The following is a 14,632-nucleotide window of genomic DNA, read 5'->3' as shown; positions in this document are numbered from 1 at the left end:
ACCGGGGACGCGCGAGCGCGGGTCGGTCGACCAGCGCTGCACGGTGTCGGCGGCGGCCGCGACCACGAGTTCGTCCGCGTCCCAGACCGCGTACGAGGCGGGCGCGCCGGGGACGAGGGTTCCGGCGACGCCGTCGCGGACCCCACCCGCGCGCCAGGCTCCCCGGGTGGCGGCGGCGAAGGCCGCGCGCGGGGAGATCTGATGCCCGGGGGTGCGGTGGTGGGCCGCGGCGCGCAGGGCTTCCCACGGATTCAGCGCTGTCACAGGGGCATCGGAGCCGATGGCCAGCGAGACTCCGGCGGAGGCCAAGGCGGAGAACGGATTCAGAGTGGCGGCGCGCTCCGCGCCCAGGCGCGCGGCGTACATACCATCGGGCCCGCCCCAGGCGGCGTCGAAAGCCGGTTGCACACTGGCGATTACGCCCCAGGCGGCGAGCTTGGCGATCTGATCGGCATCGGCCATCTCGGCATGTTCGATGCGATGCCCGCGCGCGGCGAAGGCCGGACCGCCGACCTGGGCCACGACCTGTTCGAAGCCGCTGACGACCGCGTCCATGGCGGCATCGCCGATGACGTGGAATCCGGATTGGATTCCGGCCTCCGTGCACGCCAGGACATGCGCGGCAATGCTTTCCGCGTCGAGGTAGCCGATGCCGGTGGTGTCGAGGTCGGCGTAGGGGGCGCGCAGCCAGGCGGTGTGCGAACCGAGGGAGCCGTCGACGAACAGGTCGCCGCCCAGGGCGTGCACGCCCAGGTCCTTGATCAGGGTGCGGGCCTCATCGGCGGTGCGCACGGCCTGACCCCAGTACGCGCGCACCTCGACGCCGTGGTCCAGGGCCAGCAGTTCGCGCACATCGGTCTCACCGGAGATATCGGGTCCGGCGCATTCGTGTACGGCGGCAATGCCATTGGCGGCGGCGTGCGCGAGGGCGGCGCGGCGGGCGCGATCACGCTGGGCGGGTTCGAGCGCCCCGAGCGCGGCGCGGCGAATCAGATGGTGGGCCGCGGCGCGCAGCGGTTCACCGCGGGTGAACCCGGCGGTTCCGGTGAGTTCGGGCACGGCGTCGAGCAGCGGGGTGGAGGCCACGGCCGAATGCGCGTCGACGCGCACCAGATACACGCTGCGCCCGGGTGCGGCGGCGTCGAGCTCCGCGAGGGTGGGCGGGCGGCCCTCGGCCCAGGTGGTCTCGTCCCAGCCGTCGCCCAGCACCGGGCCGCCGGGGTGCGCGGCGGCGTAGACGCGCAGCAGCTCGAGGCATTCGGCGACCGAACGCGCCCGGGACAGATCGAGTCCGGTGAGCTTCAATCCCAGTGCGGTGACGTGCACGTGCGGGTCCACGAAGGCCGGTGCCACGAACGCCCCGCCGAGGTCGAGGATCTCCGCGTCCGGGTGCAGTGCCCGTCCGGTGCGGTCCGCGCCCACCCACACCACGGTCCCGTCGGTGACGGCCATGGCCGTGGCATCGGGATTGCTGGAGCTGTAGATACGTCCGCCGACAAGCAACTGGGTACTCACGAGATTCCAGTCTGCCGCACGCGGTCGCCGGAGCCGCAACCGCACTCCACCCATCGGACCCGCGTCACGGTGCGGGCGGTGTCATTGGGTCGGCTGTGCCTTGGCGGCGAGGCTTTCGATGGCGCGGGCGATCTCGGCCGGATGGTGGAACGGGAGTTTGTGATCGCCGTCGAGCCAGCTCACCTCCGCGTCGGGCAGCGCGGCGCGCAGGACTTCGCCGCCCGCTTTCCAGGTGCGGTTCACGTGCGCGGCATGGGCGTCGCGGCCATGCGCGGAGTTCGTGGCCAGCAGCATGGTGACCGGACATGTCAGCGTGCGGTAGCTGTCCAGCAGGTGCTGGCGGCGCTGATCGAGTTCGATGGTGAGATCGGCGAAGGCTTTCCCGGGCATGACATAGCCGTGCGGGGTCAATCGGACCAGGCGCATGGCCAGTTTGGTGCCGAGGCTGTTGAACGAGTCCCGCAGCTTCTGCTGATTCTCGACCAGCGGCTGCTGCAAGGGCACCGCGCCGTCGACCAGGACCAGTCCGGCGACCGGATGCTTGGTCGCGTATTCCAGGGCCAGATCCGCGCCCAGTGACCAGCCGATCAGAATCGGCCGCTGCACCGCGAGCGAGCCGAGCACCGCCTCGACATCGGATTCGAAGTCCGCGAATGTGTACGAGGTTGCCGCCGAGGCTTTTCCGTGCCCGCGCAGATCGAAGGTGATGGTTTCGAAGCCGTGCAGTTCGGCGATGACGCCCTGCCATGCGGCCTGGGTCGCGCCGCCGCCGTTGAGGAAGACCAGTGCCGGTCCGGCGCCCGAACGGGTGACCGGCAGGGTGACCGCGCCATTGCGCACGGTGGTCTCGCTGGACATGAGGTATCGGCCCTTCGACTGAGCGGACGTACTGCGGCGCGACCAGCCTATGCGGGCGCGCCCGCCGACGTGGTGTCGGCGGTCAGCGCGGGTCGATCATGCGGCGGGCCTCGCCCTGACCGTCGTCGTAGTACTCGGTGACCACGGTCGCGTCGATGACCTCACCGTCGGGATCGATCACCACATTGCGGTAGCCGAACGGTCCGACCGCGGTGGCGACCCGGGCCAGGCGGCGCGCGGCGAAGGCGGCCACGACCGGGCGGATCAGGAAGCGGGTGAACGGCGCCAGGGCCACCAGGCCGAGCAGCGAGGTGAGCAGACCGGGCACGAACATCAGGACCGCGCCCACGGTGACCAGTGCGCCGTCGGCGACGGCGGTGCTCGGGTCGGCCTCACCGCGCGCGGCGCGGCGGAAGCCCTCGAAGACGCGACGGCCCTGCGAGCGCACCAGGATCAGGCCCGCCGCCGAACCCGCGATGAGCAGCAGAATGGTGGGGAAGACGCCGATGAGGTGGCCGAACAGCACCAGCGTGGCGATCTCGGCGATGAAGTACGCGGCGAACAGTAGTGCGGGCATATGGCGATCCTTTCGGCGATCTACCCCTATAACGGCCCGTACCCCGATTTTTCTCCCGATGCGTCCGGGCTCACAGCGCGTTGTTCACCACTGTGACGATATGCGCCTGGATCTTGCCGTCCACGGGACCGGTGCCGAACCGCTCGATCAGGGCTAGTTCGGCGACGGTGGTCGCCCGGTCGAGGTCGCCGCGGGCTTCGATCTCATCGCGCGGCGGGGTGCCGTGACAGTAGGCGCGATCTCCAGTACGCGCGATCTCCAGTACGTCGGAGACCCCCGGAACCAGTGCCCGCCGCACCACCGGTTCGGCGTACGGCTCGAATATCAAAGGCACCATGTAGGTTTCGTAGAACTTCGCCACCGCCCCCGTGAACACACTGTCATCGGCTGACATGGCGCGATCCTTCCCCTAGGCGTTGCCCGGGCGAACCAGACCTGTTTCGTAGGCGAGCACCACCGCTTGTACGCGGTCGCGCAGGTTGAGCTTGGTGAGCACGCGCCCGACATGGGTTTTGACCGTGGCCTCGGACAGGAACAGCGCTCCGGCGATCTCGGCATTGGAGCGGCCCACCGCGATGTGTTCGAGGACTTCGCGTTCGCGGGCGGTGAGCACATCGAGGATGGCCGGGTCGCGGCCCGCGGCGGGATCCTCGGCGATGAGCCGGTCCAGCAGGCGTTTGGTGACCTTCGGCGAGACCACGGCATCGCCGGCGGCGACGCTGCGAATGGCGGAGATGAGGTCTTCGGGCGGGGTGTCCTTGAGCAGGAATCCGCTGGCTCCGGCGCGCAGCGCACCGAGGGCGTGTTCGTCGAGGTCGAAGGTGGTCATGACCAGAACCCGGCTGCCGCAACCGGATTCGATGATGCGGGCGGTGGCGGTGACGCCGTCGGTGATGGGCATGCGCACATCCATGAGCACCACGTCGGGGCGCAGTTCGGCGGTGCGGGAGATGGCGGTGGCGCCATTGTCGGCCTCGCCCACCACCTCGATATCGGGGTGTGCGCCCAGCACCATCTTCAAACCCGCGCGCATGAGCTCCTGGTCGTCCACGACGAGAACGGTGATCGGCACGCTCACCAATCTATCGGTACGACCGGGCGGCTCCGGGCGGCACGGTGCCCGAGGGTCCGATTCCAGCCGGTCGTTCACTCCGCGGTGGTGCGATCCAGGGGAATGACGGCGTGTACCGCCCAGCCGCCGTGGTCGTCGCGGCCGACGGTGAGGGTGCCGCCGAGCACGGCGATGCGTTCGCGCATCCCGACCAGTCCGAGCCCGCTGCCCGGGATGACGCTGGCGGGGGCGGTGATGCGGACCGGCCGCACTTCGGCGCATGTGGCGGGGGTGCGGGCGGTCGGCACGCCGCCGGAGTCGACGATCGCCACCACCACCTCGGTGGCTCCGCGTTCGATGCGGACCGCCGCGCGCGGATCGGGTCCGGCGTGGCGCAGGGTGTTGGTGAGCGATTCCTGCACGATGCGATGGATGCCGAGGCTGACTTCCGGTGTGACGGTGTCGAGTTCACCGCTGAGCTGGAGCGAGACATCCAAACCGGTATCGCGCATCATCTGCACGACTTTGGCGATGCCCGCGGTGCCGTGCTGCGGAAGTTGTTCGGGCGCATGCTCGATGCGCAGCAGTTCGACGGTGCGCCGGAGTTCGCGCAGGGCGTCGCGACCGGTGCTCGCGATGGTGCCGAGGGCCTTCTCGGCGATCTCGGGATCCTGCCGCAGCGCGAAGCGCGCCCCGTCGGCCTGCACGATCATCACGCTGACCGCGTGAGCGACCACATCGTGCAGTTCGCGGGCGATACGGGTGCGTTCGGCGGCGACGGCATCGTGGGCCTGGCGTTCGCGGTCGTAGTCGGCCACGGCCAGGCGGGCGGCGACCTCGTTGTCGTAGGCGTGCCGGGCGCCGACGAATTCGGCCAGGGTCCAGCACAGCGCGTAGAACAGCGCGGTGAACGGGATGTCCGCGCCCTCGGGCTTGCCGACCAGTAGGTGCGCGATCACGCCTTCGAACAGCAGTGCGCCCAGGTACCAGAGTCCTTCGCGCCGTCCGACGTACGCGACCAGCGTGTACAGCATGACCCCGAGACCGAGCAGGGCAGGATGTTCGGAGGGGTCCTCGGCCGCCCAATGGGTCACCGAGGCGGCGATCGACAGCAGCACCAGGGCCAGGGCCGCGGGGCGCGGGTGGGTGCGCCGGAAGATGATCGGCAGCACCAGGAGTACGCCGAGCACGAGGTAGGCGATCTTGTTGTCGGCGTCGCCCACGGCGAGGACATCGATGGTGAGCAGCAGTAGTGCCAGCATCGAATCGGAGATCAGCGGTTTGCCCCGCAGCCACAGACTGAACCGGCGCACTCCCCCACCCTAGAGGTCGCCGCGCCCGGGGTGCGCCGCGCGCGGGCGTGCCGGTGAGGTTTGCCGGGTGCTGCCCGGGTCTGGTTGGGTCACGGGGTGAACGTTGCGGACTGGGCGGTCTTGCTGACCGCGGCTACGGCGGCGGGTTGGGTCGACGCGGTGGTGGGCGGGGGCGGATTGATCGTGCTGCCCACGCTTTTCGTGGTGTTACCGGGGCTGGCGCCGCAAACCGCCCTGGGCACCAACAAGATCGCGGCCTTCTCCGGGACCACCGCGGCGGTGATCACCTTCGCGCGCAAGGTGCCGATGCGCTGGAGGTTACTGGTTCCGGGTGCGGTGATCGCCGCCGTCGCCGCGGCCTGCGGATCGGCCCTGGTGGCCTTGATCGATCGGAAGTTCTTCATTCCAATCGTCATGGTGGTGCTGATCGGGGTGGCGATCTTCGTGACGCTGCGCCCGTCGGTGGGTGTCACCATGGCCACTCATCCGCCGACGCGGCGCAAGACCCTGCTGGTGGTGGGCCTGGCCGCCGGATTGATCGGACTCTACGACGGCGTGCTCGGCCCGGGCACCGGGACATTCCTGATCATCACCTTCGCCACGCTGCTCGGCACCGAGTTCGTGCGCGCGGCGGCGATGGCGAAGGTGATCAACTGCGGGTCGAATCTCGGCTCACTGATCTTCCTGGCGGCCACCGGACATGTGCTGTGGGCACTCGGGCTGTCCATGGCGGTCGCGAATGTGGCCGGATCCGTGGTGGGTTCGCGCATGGCCCTGGCCAAGGGCGCGGGTTTCGTGCGCATCGTGCTGTTGGTCGTGGTGGTGGCCATGGTGATTCGCCTGGGCTGGCAGCAGTTCGGCTGACCGGTCAGGCGAGCGCGCCCGCGCCCACCCGTAGGTCACCGGCCGGATCCGGTTCCGGATCGGGGCCGGACGACCCACCGCGCCACGATGATTCACCACCGGTTTCCGCGACGGGGGTGACCGGCGTGACGGCGGGTTCGATGGTGACGCACTGTCCGGCCGGGATCTGATGCAGTGGTTCGGGCGGCTGCCGGCGCAGCACCGCCGCACCCAGATGCCGGACCGGAATATTGGTGCGGCGGGCGGGTTCCGGGCGATTGTCGGCGGGCCGGGGCGCGGCCACCGCGGCCTCGTCCTCGCGCGGCGCGGCCGCCATGAGGTGCGAATGACTCGCGTCCGGATCGGCGCTGGCCACCGGGGCCGGGGCGGGCTGGGTCAGCCAGGGGGCCAGCACCTTCGCGGTGGTCTCCTGGATTTTGCGTTGCAGCTGTTCGGGATCGGTGAACGCACCGCTCTGGAAGATGGCGGTGAGCGCACCGGAGACCGCGCCCACGACCGCACCGACCAGGGCGGCGGCGCCGACCTCGTCGAGTTCCTCGGGGAAGGCGGTGCGGAGTTGGCGGGCGATCTCCTGCTGGGTGGCCAGCTGGGCGTAGGCGGCGCGGCCGCTCACCGCGGGCACGGTGCGCGAAACCTGCGCGCGCACCACGGCGATGCGGGCGGTCAGGGTGTCGCCGAGGTGGTCGCCGGGATTGTCCCCGACCGCGCGTAAGGCGCGTAGCAAGACCTCGACGGGGCGTTCGTCGGGACGGCGGGCGGCGATGGCCTGGGCGGCCGCGCTCACCCGATCGTCGGGTTCGGGAAAGAGGAGTTCCTCTTTGCTGGCGAAGTAGTTGAAGAACGTTCGAGTGCCCACTTCGGCGGCGGCGGCGATATCGGCGACGGTGGTCGCCTCATAACCTCTGTTCTCGAACAATTCGACGGCGGCCTCGTAGAGGGCACGGCGGGTGCGTTCTCGTTTGCGGTCGCGGAGCGCTGATGGCGGCACGCGGGCAGACCCTACGGCATTTGGTACGTAAAACCCGGTATGTACTGGGCTTGTCGCGCGCGTTTCGCGGTGTGCTTCTTCGCACTTCGCGCATTGTTGCAGCGTGTGCCAGTTCGCACGGTGTGAACTTCGCTGTGCCGCAGCGCGTTGTTGAACCTCCGGTGCGCGACCCTCTAGCGTGGTGCGGGTGAGCATCGCAACCAAGGTCGTGGACGAGGAGTTCCGCGCACTGCCGCTGAACGCGCTCGCGGAAGCCGCATTGACGGCGGCGCGGGCGGCCGGGGCGCAGTACGCGGATCTGCGGGTGCATCGGATTGTGCAGCAGTCCATTCGATTGCGGGACGGGCGTGTCGAATCGGTGCGGGACAGCATCGATCTCGGCTTCGCGGTGCGCGTGATCGTCGAGGGCACCTGGGGTTTCGCCTCGCACGCGGATCTGACCCCGGAATCGGCGGTGGAGGTGGCGCGGCGCGCGGTGACGGTCGCGAGCACCCTGCGCGGATTGAATCGCGAGCGGGTCGAGCTCGCGGACGAGCCGCGGTACGCGGGCGTGGAGTACGTGTCCTCCTACGATATCGATCCGTTCTCGGTGCCGACGCCGGAGAAAGTCGCCCTGCTGCTGGACTATTCGGAGCGGCTCAAGGCCTCCGACGGCGTGGATCACGTGACGGCGGATGTCCTGCAGGTCAAGGAGCAGACCTTCTACGCCGATACGTTCGGATCGCGGATCACCCAGCAGCGGGTGCGATTGCATCCGCAGATCGAGGCGATCACCGTCGATCCGTCGGCGGGGGTGTTCGAGACCATGCGGACTCTCGCCGCTCCGGCGGGACGCGGGTGGGAGTACGTCACCGGGGCCGACGGCGTGTGGGACTGGAATGGTGAACTCGCGCGGATGCCGGAGTGGCTGGCCGAGAAGGTCAAGGCACCGACGGTCACCGCGGGGCCGACCGATCTGGTGATCGATCCAACCAATCTGTGGCTGACGATTCACGAGTCCATCGGTCATGCGACCGAGTACGACCGGGCCATCGGGTATGAATCCGCCTATGCCGGAACCTCCTTCGCGACACCGGACAAACTCGGCACGCTGCGCTACGGCACGCCGATCATGCACGTCACCGGTGACCGCACCCAGGAGCACGGCCTGGCCAGCGTCGGCTGGGACGATGAGGGGGTGGCCGGGCAGCGGTGGGATCTGGTGCGCGAGGGCACCCTGGTGGGCTATCAGCTCGATCGGGTCTTCGCACCGCGCCTCGGCCTGGAGCGCTCGAACGGTTGCTCGTATGCCGATTCCGCGCACCATGTTCCGATCCAGCGCATGGCGAATGTGTCCCTGCAACCCGATCCGACACGTGACACCAGCACGGCCGAACTGATCTCCCGGGTCGAGAACGGCATCTACATCGTCGGCGACAAATCCTGGTCGATCGATATGCAGCGCTACAACTTCCAATTCACCGGCCAGCGGTTCTTCCGCATCCGCGATGGCGAACTCGCCGGACAGCTGCGCGATGTGGCGTATCAGGCCACCACCACCGACTTCTGGGGCTCCATGGAGGCGGTCGGCGGACCCTCGACCTGGGTGCTGGGCGGTGCGTTCAATTGCGGTAAGGCGCAGCCCGGTCAGGTGGCGGCGGTGTCGCACGGTTGCCCGTCGGTGCTGGTGCGCGGGGTCAATATTCTCAATACCCGCGCCGAAGCCGGACAGTAGGAAAGGACTCCACACGGTGAGTGTGCTCCCCGCCCCCGAGGTCGTCGAACGCGCGCTGCGGTCCTCGCGCGCCGACGAGGCCATGGTGATCGTCACCGACGCGCACGAGGCGTCGCTGCGCTGGGCCGGAAACTCCATGACCACCAATGGTTCCTCGGTCGCGCGGGACTGGGCGGTGGTCTCGATCTTCCGGGACGCGAACGGTGCCGCGCGCGTCGGCAGCGTGAGTTCCACGAGTGTGGATCCGGCCGATATCGAGTACGTGGTGCGCGCCAGCGAGGAGGCCGCGCGCACCGCCGAACCGGCGCGCGATGCCATGCCGCTGCTGGATCCGGAGATCGTGGACAAGACCGCCCTCGATGCCCTGCTCGATTGGGACGGCGCACCCGGCGTCACCGATATCGGCGTATTCGCCGAGCTGGCACGCGATCTCGCGCCCGGGTTCGACGGAGCCGATCAGCTGTACGGGTTCGCCCATCATCAGATGCATTCCACCTGGCTGGGCACCTCGGCCGGGGTGCGGCGGCGCTGGGTGCAGCCGACCGGGTCGGTGGAGATCAACGGCAAGCGCGGCGCCGGAGCGGAATTGGCCAGCGCGTGGGTCGGTGCGGGTACCACGGACTTCCAGGATGTGGATGTGCCCGGACTGCTCGCCGAGCTGTCGCGGCGGCTCGACTGGAGTAAGCGGCGGGTGGAACTGCCCGCCGGGCGCTATGAGACGCTGCTGCCGCCCTCGGCGGTCGCCGATCTCATGATCTATATGGCGTGGTCCATGGAGGGTCGCGGCGCGCACGAGGGTCACACCGCCTTCTCCCGGGCGGGTGGAACGCGAATCGGTGAGCGGCTCACCGATATTCCGCTGACCCTGTACTCGGATCCGAGTGCCGCCGGGCTGGAGTACCGGCCGTTCGTGGCCACGCCCGCCTCCTCGGAATCGCTGTCGGTGTTCGACAACGGCCTGACCGCGCAGCGCGCGAACTGGGTGCACAGCGGGGTCATCGAATCGCTGGTCTACCCGCGGGCGACCGCGGCCGAATTCGATGCCGCCGTCGCGGTTCCCGGGGAGAATCTGCTCATGACGGGCGGGAGCGAGGCATCGCTGGCGGAGATGATCGCCCGCACCGAACGCGGGCTGCTGCTCACCTGCCTGTGGTACATCCGCGAGGTCGATCCGGCGACGCTGCTGCTCACCGGGCTCACCCGCGACGGGGTGTACCTGGTCGAGAACGGTGCGGTCACCGCCGCGGTCAACAACTTCCGCTTCAACGAATCGCCCCTGGATCTGTTGCGCCGGGTGTCCGAGGCGGGCCGCAGCGAGATCACGCTGCCGCGCGAGTGGAAGGACTGGTTCACCCGGACCTCCATGCCCGCCCTGCGCATCCCGGATTTCCACATGTCCTCGGTGAGCCAGGCGACCTAGCCGCGTGGCCCGTACGCGACACGCCCGGTTTCGCGACGCGCGGGCCATCATGCGGCAACACGCGATCCGATCGCCGAATCCGCTCTGCCACGGGATGATTCCTTCGGCTACGCACCGATTTCACCGGTAGCCACCTCGTCCAGCGTTCGACCGGAGGACCGAACCATCACCATGAGCACCTCGACCGTGATCTCCAAGGACGGCACCGTCATCGCCTACTCCAAGATCGGCACCGGCCCCGCCGTACTGCTGGTCGACGGCGCGTTCTGCCACCGCGCCATGGGTCCCAGCACCCCGGTGGCCAAGGAACTCTCGGACAGCTACACCGTCTTCACCTACGACCGCCGCGGCCGTGGCGACAGCGGTGACACCCAGCCGTACGACCCGCACCGCGAAATCGAGGACCTGGCCACGGTGGCCGCCGAAGCCGGTGCGCCCGTACACATCTGCGCCTTCTCCTCCGGCGTGCCACTGGTCCTGGAGGCCGTGCGGCACGGCCTCGCCGTCGACAAACTCGGCCTCTATGAATTCCCGTTGGTCACCGACGGTTCCCGCAAACCGGCTCCCGCCGACTACCACCGGCACCTCACCGAGCTGATCACCGCCGAAAAGCGCGGGGCCGCAATCAGATACTTCATGCACACCGGCGTAGGCGCCCCCGCCCTCACCGTAGCCGCCTTCCCCCTCATGCCCGGCTGGTCCAAATTGAAGAAGACCGCCCACACCCTCCCCTACGACGCCCAGTGGATGGCCGAGGCCCTCGACGGCAACCCCATCCCCACCGGCCGCTACACCCACATCACCTCCCCCACCATGGTTTTCGTAGGCTCCAAAAGCCCGAAATGGATGCACCACGGCAACACCGCCCTCTCCCAAGCCATCCCGACAGCCCACTACGCCGAACTCCCCGGCCAATCCCACCGGGTAAAACCCACCCTCTTCACCCCCACCCTGAAGAGCTTCCTCGCCCGCTGACCACCGAATCCACCGCCCGGATCATGAGCTCGAGCATCGAAATACCTGTGGCACAGGAGATTCGCCCAGATGCTGTTGCATCACGGTGAGGACGCGAACGGCCTCTTCCGCGGAGACTGGTCTGTAGCGGTTCACCTCGAACTCGAGGACACCTACAGCACCCCGGAGGAAGATGAGCCGTTCCGCGGGTACCTGGCCCGGCTACTGATCGCGATGTCACTGCCGCGCGTAGCCCTCGGCAAAATCCCCGCCGACTCCGAATACCTTGTGCCGCAATTCCACTTCCGCCTACTCGACCGCAGAAAAGCGCGGGTGGAAACAATCTGCGCCGAACTCGCCATCACGTGAGATTGCCCTGTACAAGAAGACATTTCGCACACTCACCGAACAAGCCGTGATCGGCCCCGCCGCCCGCGCCCTCATCATGACCGAACTCGACAAGCGGCGATGAATTCAAGGGAACACCCGCGTGTTCACCGGCCCAGGAGAGTTGCGGCATTGTCGTGTAGGACCGCGCGGAGAGTCCGCGGGTCGGGTACGACGCTGTGGATGGTCGCCAGCGATGCGGCGGGCACTCCGTAAGGGGTGTTGGATCCGAATAGGCATTTGTCGGGAATCTCCCGCACGGCCGCCGCGAGTACGAATGCCTGTAGCGCGCTGGACAGGTCCAGGTGGAGGTTGCGCACCTCGCGGGCGAGGTCGACCGCGAGCATCGCGTGTAAGCCGCCGAATGCGCCGATGATGATCGGGACCCGGGGGTAGCGGCGGGCGATGTCGGCGTAGACGCGCAGGTCGGCGTCGGTGTGCGGGGCGAACCCGTGAGCGAGTACCGCGAGCCCACCGTGGTCGTCGGCGAGTTGGAGGACGGGTTCGATCGTCTCGGCGGCGCCGGGGGCGGGAGTGAGCTCGCCGATGCCCACCATGGCGGGATGCCGCAACTGTTCATCGACGAAGCCGAGTAGGGACTTCTCGTTGAGACTCAAAGGGGCGGCGGCCATCCCGACCACGCGGCCGGGATGCGCGTCGAGAGCCGCGCGCAATTCCCGGGCCGGGCCGTCGAAGACGGACGGGTCGGCCGACGCCCCACCGATCACGTTCTGCAAGACCGCGAATTCGGCCCGTACCTCGTCGATGGTGCGGGCCCGTTCGGGATGGACCCGGGTGGACAGCAGCACGGTCAGGTCGATCCCGGCCGCCTCGTCCGCGGCCAACCGTGTGTCGAGATCGCAGGTCACATGAGCATGGATATCGATCGTCACGAACTTCTCCTCGGCGTGAATGGGAATGCCGCCGCGACGGTAAGCCTTGACACTGACGTCAAGGTCAAGTCGCCACGGGAGGAGAGAGTTTCGTGCTGATCGGCGAACTCGCGGAACGCGCCGGTGTCACCACACGGATGGTCCGCCACTACGCGAACGCGGGGCTTGTACCCGATATCCGAGATGCCAACGGCTACCGCGACTTCCACCCCCGCGACGTCACCCGGGTACGGCAGATCCAATCACTCGTCGGCCTTGGCCTGACCGTCACACAGGTCTCGAGTCTGCTGCCCTGCCTGGGCGAAGACCCCGCACCACCCTCCTGTCCGGCCGCCAGAAAAGCCCTCGAACAGCGCCTCAACTCCATCGACGCCCAGGTCGACGACTTGACCGCCCTCCGCCAGCGAATCCTGGCCAACCTGGCCCCCCACCCAAGTTGATCGCCATGCCCGGCATCGATTTCCCGACGCGACCTATTCCCAATCGTGGCTGGCGTCGCAGGACCGGCATTCCAGCCGCAGGTTGACCAGATTGTTGTACGCCGCCTTGGCTTCGGCGGGAGTGGTCACGGCCGCGGCTTTGAGATGATCCCGCCATTTCTGTACATGGCCCAATTCGATACCGCTCTCGGTGCACCCGTTACCGCAGGTCTCGCACCGATAGATCCGCAACTGCCGGTGGGTATTCCACGGATCGGCCACCGCCTGGAACTTACGATTGCCGAGCATGAAGATCCGCGTATCCCGGCTGGCGCGCAGCTGACCGGGATCGGTGTACCAGCCCGGCTTCCCCAGCCCATTGACGTAGGCATCCACGGTGGCCTGCACGATCGCGGCGTCCGGAACCCACGTGACATCGAACGCAATGTCATCGGGCAGCGCGATCTGATTCTGGTAGCTAGCCTTCACCGGCGCGCCCCTTCTGAAGAGTAAGTAGAAGGTGGGTGCGCGCCTACCCGCCAACTGTCGATGATACCTGCGCCACAACATCATTCGGCACACTTTGCCCCCGGATCGATGCCCATTCGACGACCGCTCGGCGAGACGTCGCGTAGATTCGGAGCGTGGCGGTGTACTCGGACTTTCCGTCGAATCTGTCCACCCAGCGACTCCGGTTGCGGCGCTGGCGCCCCTCGGACGCGAAGCACCAGCGGGCTTTGTGGGCCGAACGCGATGTGCGCGCCCGACGAAGGATCGACGCCGATGGTCGACCGACTGTCGAGGAAATGCGGGAATCGTTGGTGGCCAACCCTCTCAGCGCCGACCCCGGTCTCGGGCTACTTCCCATCGAACTCCGCGCAACTGGCGAGTTCATCGGGTACTGCGGCCTGATCGTCGGCCAAGCATCCTATGACGAACCGGAGATCGCCTACGAGCTTGCCCGGCGAACCCACGGAAACGGGTATGCCACCGAGGCCGGCCGGGCCGTCGTCGAGGCCGCGGCACGAACAGGGCGACAGCGCTTATGGGCGACGGTGCGGGCGTGGAACACCGCTTCGCTCCGGGTCCTGGAGAAACTCGGCTTCGACCGCACAGGGCGAGTCGACCCAGATCCCGAGCGCGGCGATTCGCTCTGGCTGACACGCGAACTCGACCCACCAGCGGTATGAGTGATGTGGCACGGCAGTCCCTACCCCTCAGAGGGGTCCGAGCGAACCGGCCGGTGCGACCCACAGATGGGCGGGCAACCCCGAGGTCATAACGCCGGTGTCATACCTGCCATTTCGCCTGCCCGGCAGCGCTTTCCAACGCACTGAACCGTCCCCGGCATCCGCTCTCCGCCCGGCGTGGCGGCGCGCGCGGGTGCTGCTTGCCGGGCAGACTTGCTGCGGTCCTGAGCTCCATCGCCCCCGGTCATTATCTCGGTCAACGGACCGGGCCACTACGCCAATTCCCTTGTCACCCAAACTTAATACCCAGACCTGACCGAATCCGCCCCCATGGTCCGCCGCCTGGCCGCGAGCTCCATCGGCGTCGGCGGTCTCGGAGATGAGCGCGCAAAAAGCACCACCTGGCACCACGCTCCCGCGACCCACGACCGTGACACCGCCCGCTGATTCTCCGCCGCCTACCACCTCGACATACTCATCCAATCCGAT

16 protein-coding genes are annotated in these 14,632 nt (G+C 68.2%); 7 read left to right on the top strand and 9 right to left on the bottom strand.

The features are described from left to right. The 6 genes from NA10_RS34425 to NA10_RS34400 form a co-directional block, all read right to left on the bottom strand. Positions 1-1,515: amidohydrolase (locus NA10_RS34425; protein ID WP_067574895.1), on the bottom strand; the 1,515-nt coding region annotated here is incomplete at its 3' end. An 81-nt stretch (positions 1,516-1,596) separates the two neighbouring features. After that, on the bottom strand, positions 1,597-2,373 hold the full coding sequence (locus NA10_RS34420) for an alpha/beta fold hydrolase (protein ID WP_067574893.1): 777 nt from the start codon (positions 2,371-2,373) through the stop codon (positions 1,597-1,599). A gap of 82 nt (positions 2,374-2,455) precedes the next feature. Beyond that, complete coding sequence (locus NA10_RS34415; protein WP_067574892.1) at positions 2,456-2,950, bottom strand: FxsA family protein; 495 nt, start codon at positions 2,948-2,950, stop codon at positions 2,456-2,458. Positions 2,951-3,020: 70 nt separating this feature from the next. Further along, positions 3,021-3,344 carry a hypothetical protein gene (locus NA10_RS34410; RefSeq protein ID WP_067574891.1) on the bottom strand — a complete coding sequence of 108 codons (324 nt, stop codon included), beginning with the start codon at positions 3,342-3,344 and terminating at the stop codon, positions 3,021-3,023. A gap of 15 nt (positions 3,345-3,359) precedes the next feature. Further along, a complete protein-coding gene (locus NA10_RS34405; RefSeq protein WP_067574890.1) occupies positions 3,360-4,022 on the bottom strand; it encodes a response regulator in 663 nt (220 codons plus the stop codon). Positions 4,023-4,096: 74 nt separating this feature from the next. Then, positions 4,097-5,314: a sensor histidine kinase gene (locus NA10_RS34400; RefSeq protein WP_067574889.1), complete on the bottom strand. Its 1,218-nt coding sequence runs from the start codon at positions 5,312-5,314 to the stop codon at positions 4,097-4,099. A gap of 96 nt (positions 5,315-5,410) precedes the next feature. Between NA10_RS34400 and NA10_RS34395 the strand changes: the two genes are divergently transcribed. Further along, entirely contained in the window at positions 5,411-6,178 is a 768-nt protein-coding gene (locus NA10_RS34395) for a TSUP family transporter (protein ID WP_067574888.1), read from the top strand. Positions 6,179-6,182: 4 nt separating this feature from the next. Here the strand turns inward: NA10_RS34395 and NA10_RS39045 are convergent, their stop codons facing one another. Next, positions 6,183-7,166: a TetR/AcrR family transcriptional regulator gene (locus tag NA10_RS39045; protein ID WP_245678219.1), complete on the bottom strand. Its 984-nt coding sequence runs from the start codon at positions 7,164-7,166 to the stop codon at positions 6,183-6,185. 187 nt (positions 7,167-7,353) lie between these two features. On the opposite strand from NA10_RS39045, the gene NA10_RS34385 reads away from it, so the two are divergent. The 4 genes from NA10_RS34385 (at position 7,354) to NA10_RS34370 (ending at position 11,623) form a co-directional block, all read left to right on the top strand. Then, positions 7,354-8,880 carry a TldD/PmbA family protein gene (locus tag NA10_RS34385; RefSeq protein ID WP_373862483.1) on the top strand — a complete coding sequence of 509 codons (1,527 nt, stop codon included), beginning with the start codon at positions 7,354-7,356 and terminating at the stop codon, positions 8,878-8,880. A gap of 22 nt (positions 8,881-8,902) precedes the next feature. Further along, positions 8,903-10,300: a metallopeptidase TldD-related protein gene (locus NA10_RS34380; protein ID WP_067574894.1), complete on the top strand. Its 1,398-nt coding sequence runs from the start codon at positions 8,903-8,905 to the stop codon at positions 10,298-10,300. A 171-nt stretch (positions 10,301-10,471) separates the two neighbouring features. Continuing rightward, positions 10,472-11,275 (top strand): alpha/beta fold hydrolase, encoded by an 804-nt coding sequence (locus NA10_RS34375; RefSeq protein WP_067574886.1) that lies wholly within the window; start codon positions 10,472-10,474, stop codon positions 11,273-11,275. 69 nt (positions 11,276-11,344) lie between these two features. Then, complete coding sequence (locus NA10_RS34370; RefSeq protein WP_067574885.1) at positions 11,345-11,623, top strand: hypothetical protein; 279 nt, start codon at positions 11,345-11,347, stop codon at positions 11,621-11,623. Between the two features lie 125 nt (positions 11,624-11,748). Here the strand turns inward: NA10_RS34370 and NA10_RS34365 are convergent, their stop codons facing one another. Then, a complete protein-coding gene (locus NA10_RS34365) occupies positions 11,749-12,534 on the bottom strand; it encodes an amidohydrolase family protein (protein WP_067574884.1) in 786 nt (261 codons plus the stop codon). 92 nt (positions 12,535-12,626) lie between these two features. Between NA10_RS34365 and NA10_RS34360 the strand changes: the two genes are divergently transcribed. After that, a complete protein-coding gene (locus NA10_RS34360) occupies positions 12,627-12,974 on the top strand; it encodes a MerR family transcriptional regulator (RefSeq protein WP_067574883.1) in 348 nt (115 codons plus the stop codon). A gap of 33 nt (positions 12,975-13,007) precedes the next feature. On the opposite strand, the gene NA10_RS34355 is transcribed toward NA10_RS34360, so the two are convergent. Then, positions 13,008-13,442 (bottom strand): GH-E family nuclease, encoded by a 435-nt coding sequence (locus tag NA10_RS34355; RefSeq protein ID WP_169812703.1) that lies wholly within the window; start codon positions 13,440-13,442, stop codon positions 13,008-13,010. 155 nt (positions 13,443-13,597) lie between these two features. On the opposite strand from NA10_RS34355, the gene NA10_RS34350 reads away from it, so the two are divergent. Then, on the top strand, positions 13,598-14,143 hold the full coding sequence (locus tag NA10_RS34350; RefSeq protein ID WP_067574881.1) for a GNAT family N-acetyltransferase: 546 nt from the start codon (positions 13,598-13,600) through the stop codon (positions 14,141-14,143). The last annotated feature ends 489 nt before the right edge of the window (positions 14,144-14,632 follow it).

This window comes from Nocardia acidivorans NBRC 108247, from assembly GCF_001625085.1.
Classification (GTDB): domain Bacteria; phylum Actinomycetota; class Actinomycetes; order Mycobacteriales; family Mycobacteriaceae; genus Nocardia; species Nocardia acidivorans.
Note: the sequence above shows the minus strand (reverse complement) of the source record. Positions and strands in the feature narration are given on the sequence as shown.

Coding starts and splice junctions, on each gene's coding strand:
- NA10_RS34420 (WP_067574893.1), bottom strand. CDS start 2,373: ATGTCCAGCGAGACCACCGTGCGCAATGGCGCGGTCACCCTGCCGGTC.
- NA10_RS34415 (WP_067574892.1), bottom strand. CDS start 2,950: ATGCCCGCACTACTGTTCGCCGCGTACTTCATCGCCGAGATCGCCACG.
- NA10_RS34410 (WP_067574891.1), bottom strand. CDS start 3,344: ATGTCAGCCGATGACAGTGTGTTCACGGGGGCGGTGGCGAAGTTCTAC.
- NA10_RS34375 (WP_067574886.1), top strand. CDS start 10,472: ATGAGCACCTCGACCGTGATCTCCAAGGACGGCACCGTCATCGCCTAC.
- NA10_RS34370 (WP_067574885.1), top strand. CDS start 11,345: ATGCTGTTGCATCACGGTGAGGACGCGAACGGCCTCTTCCGCGGAGAC.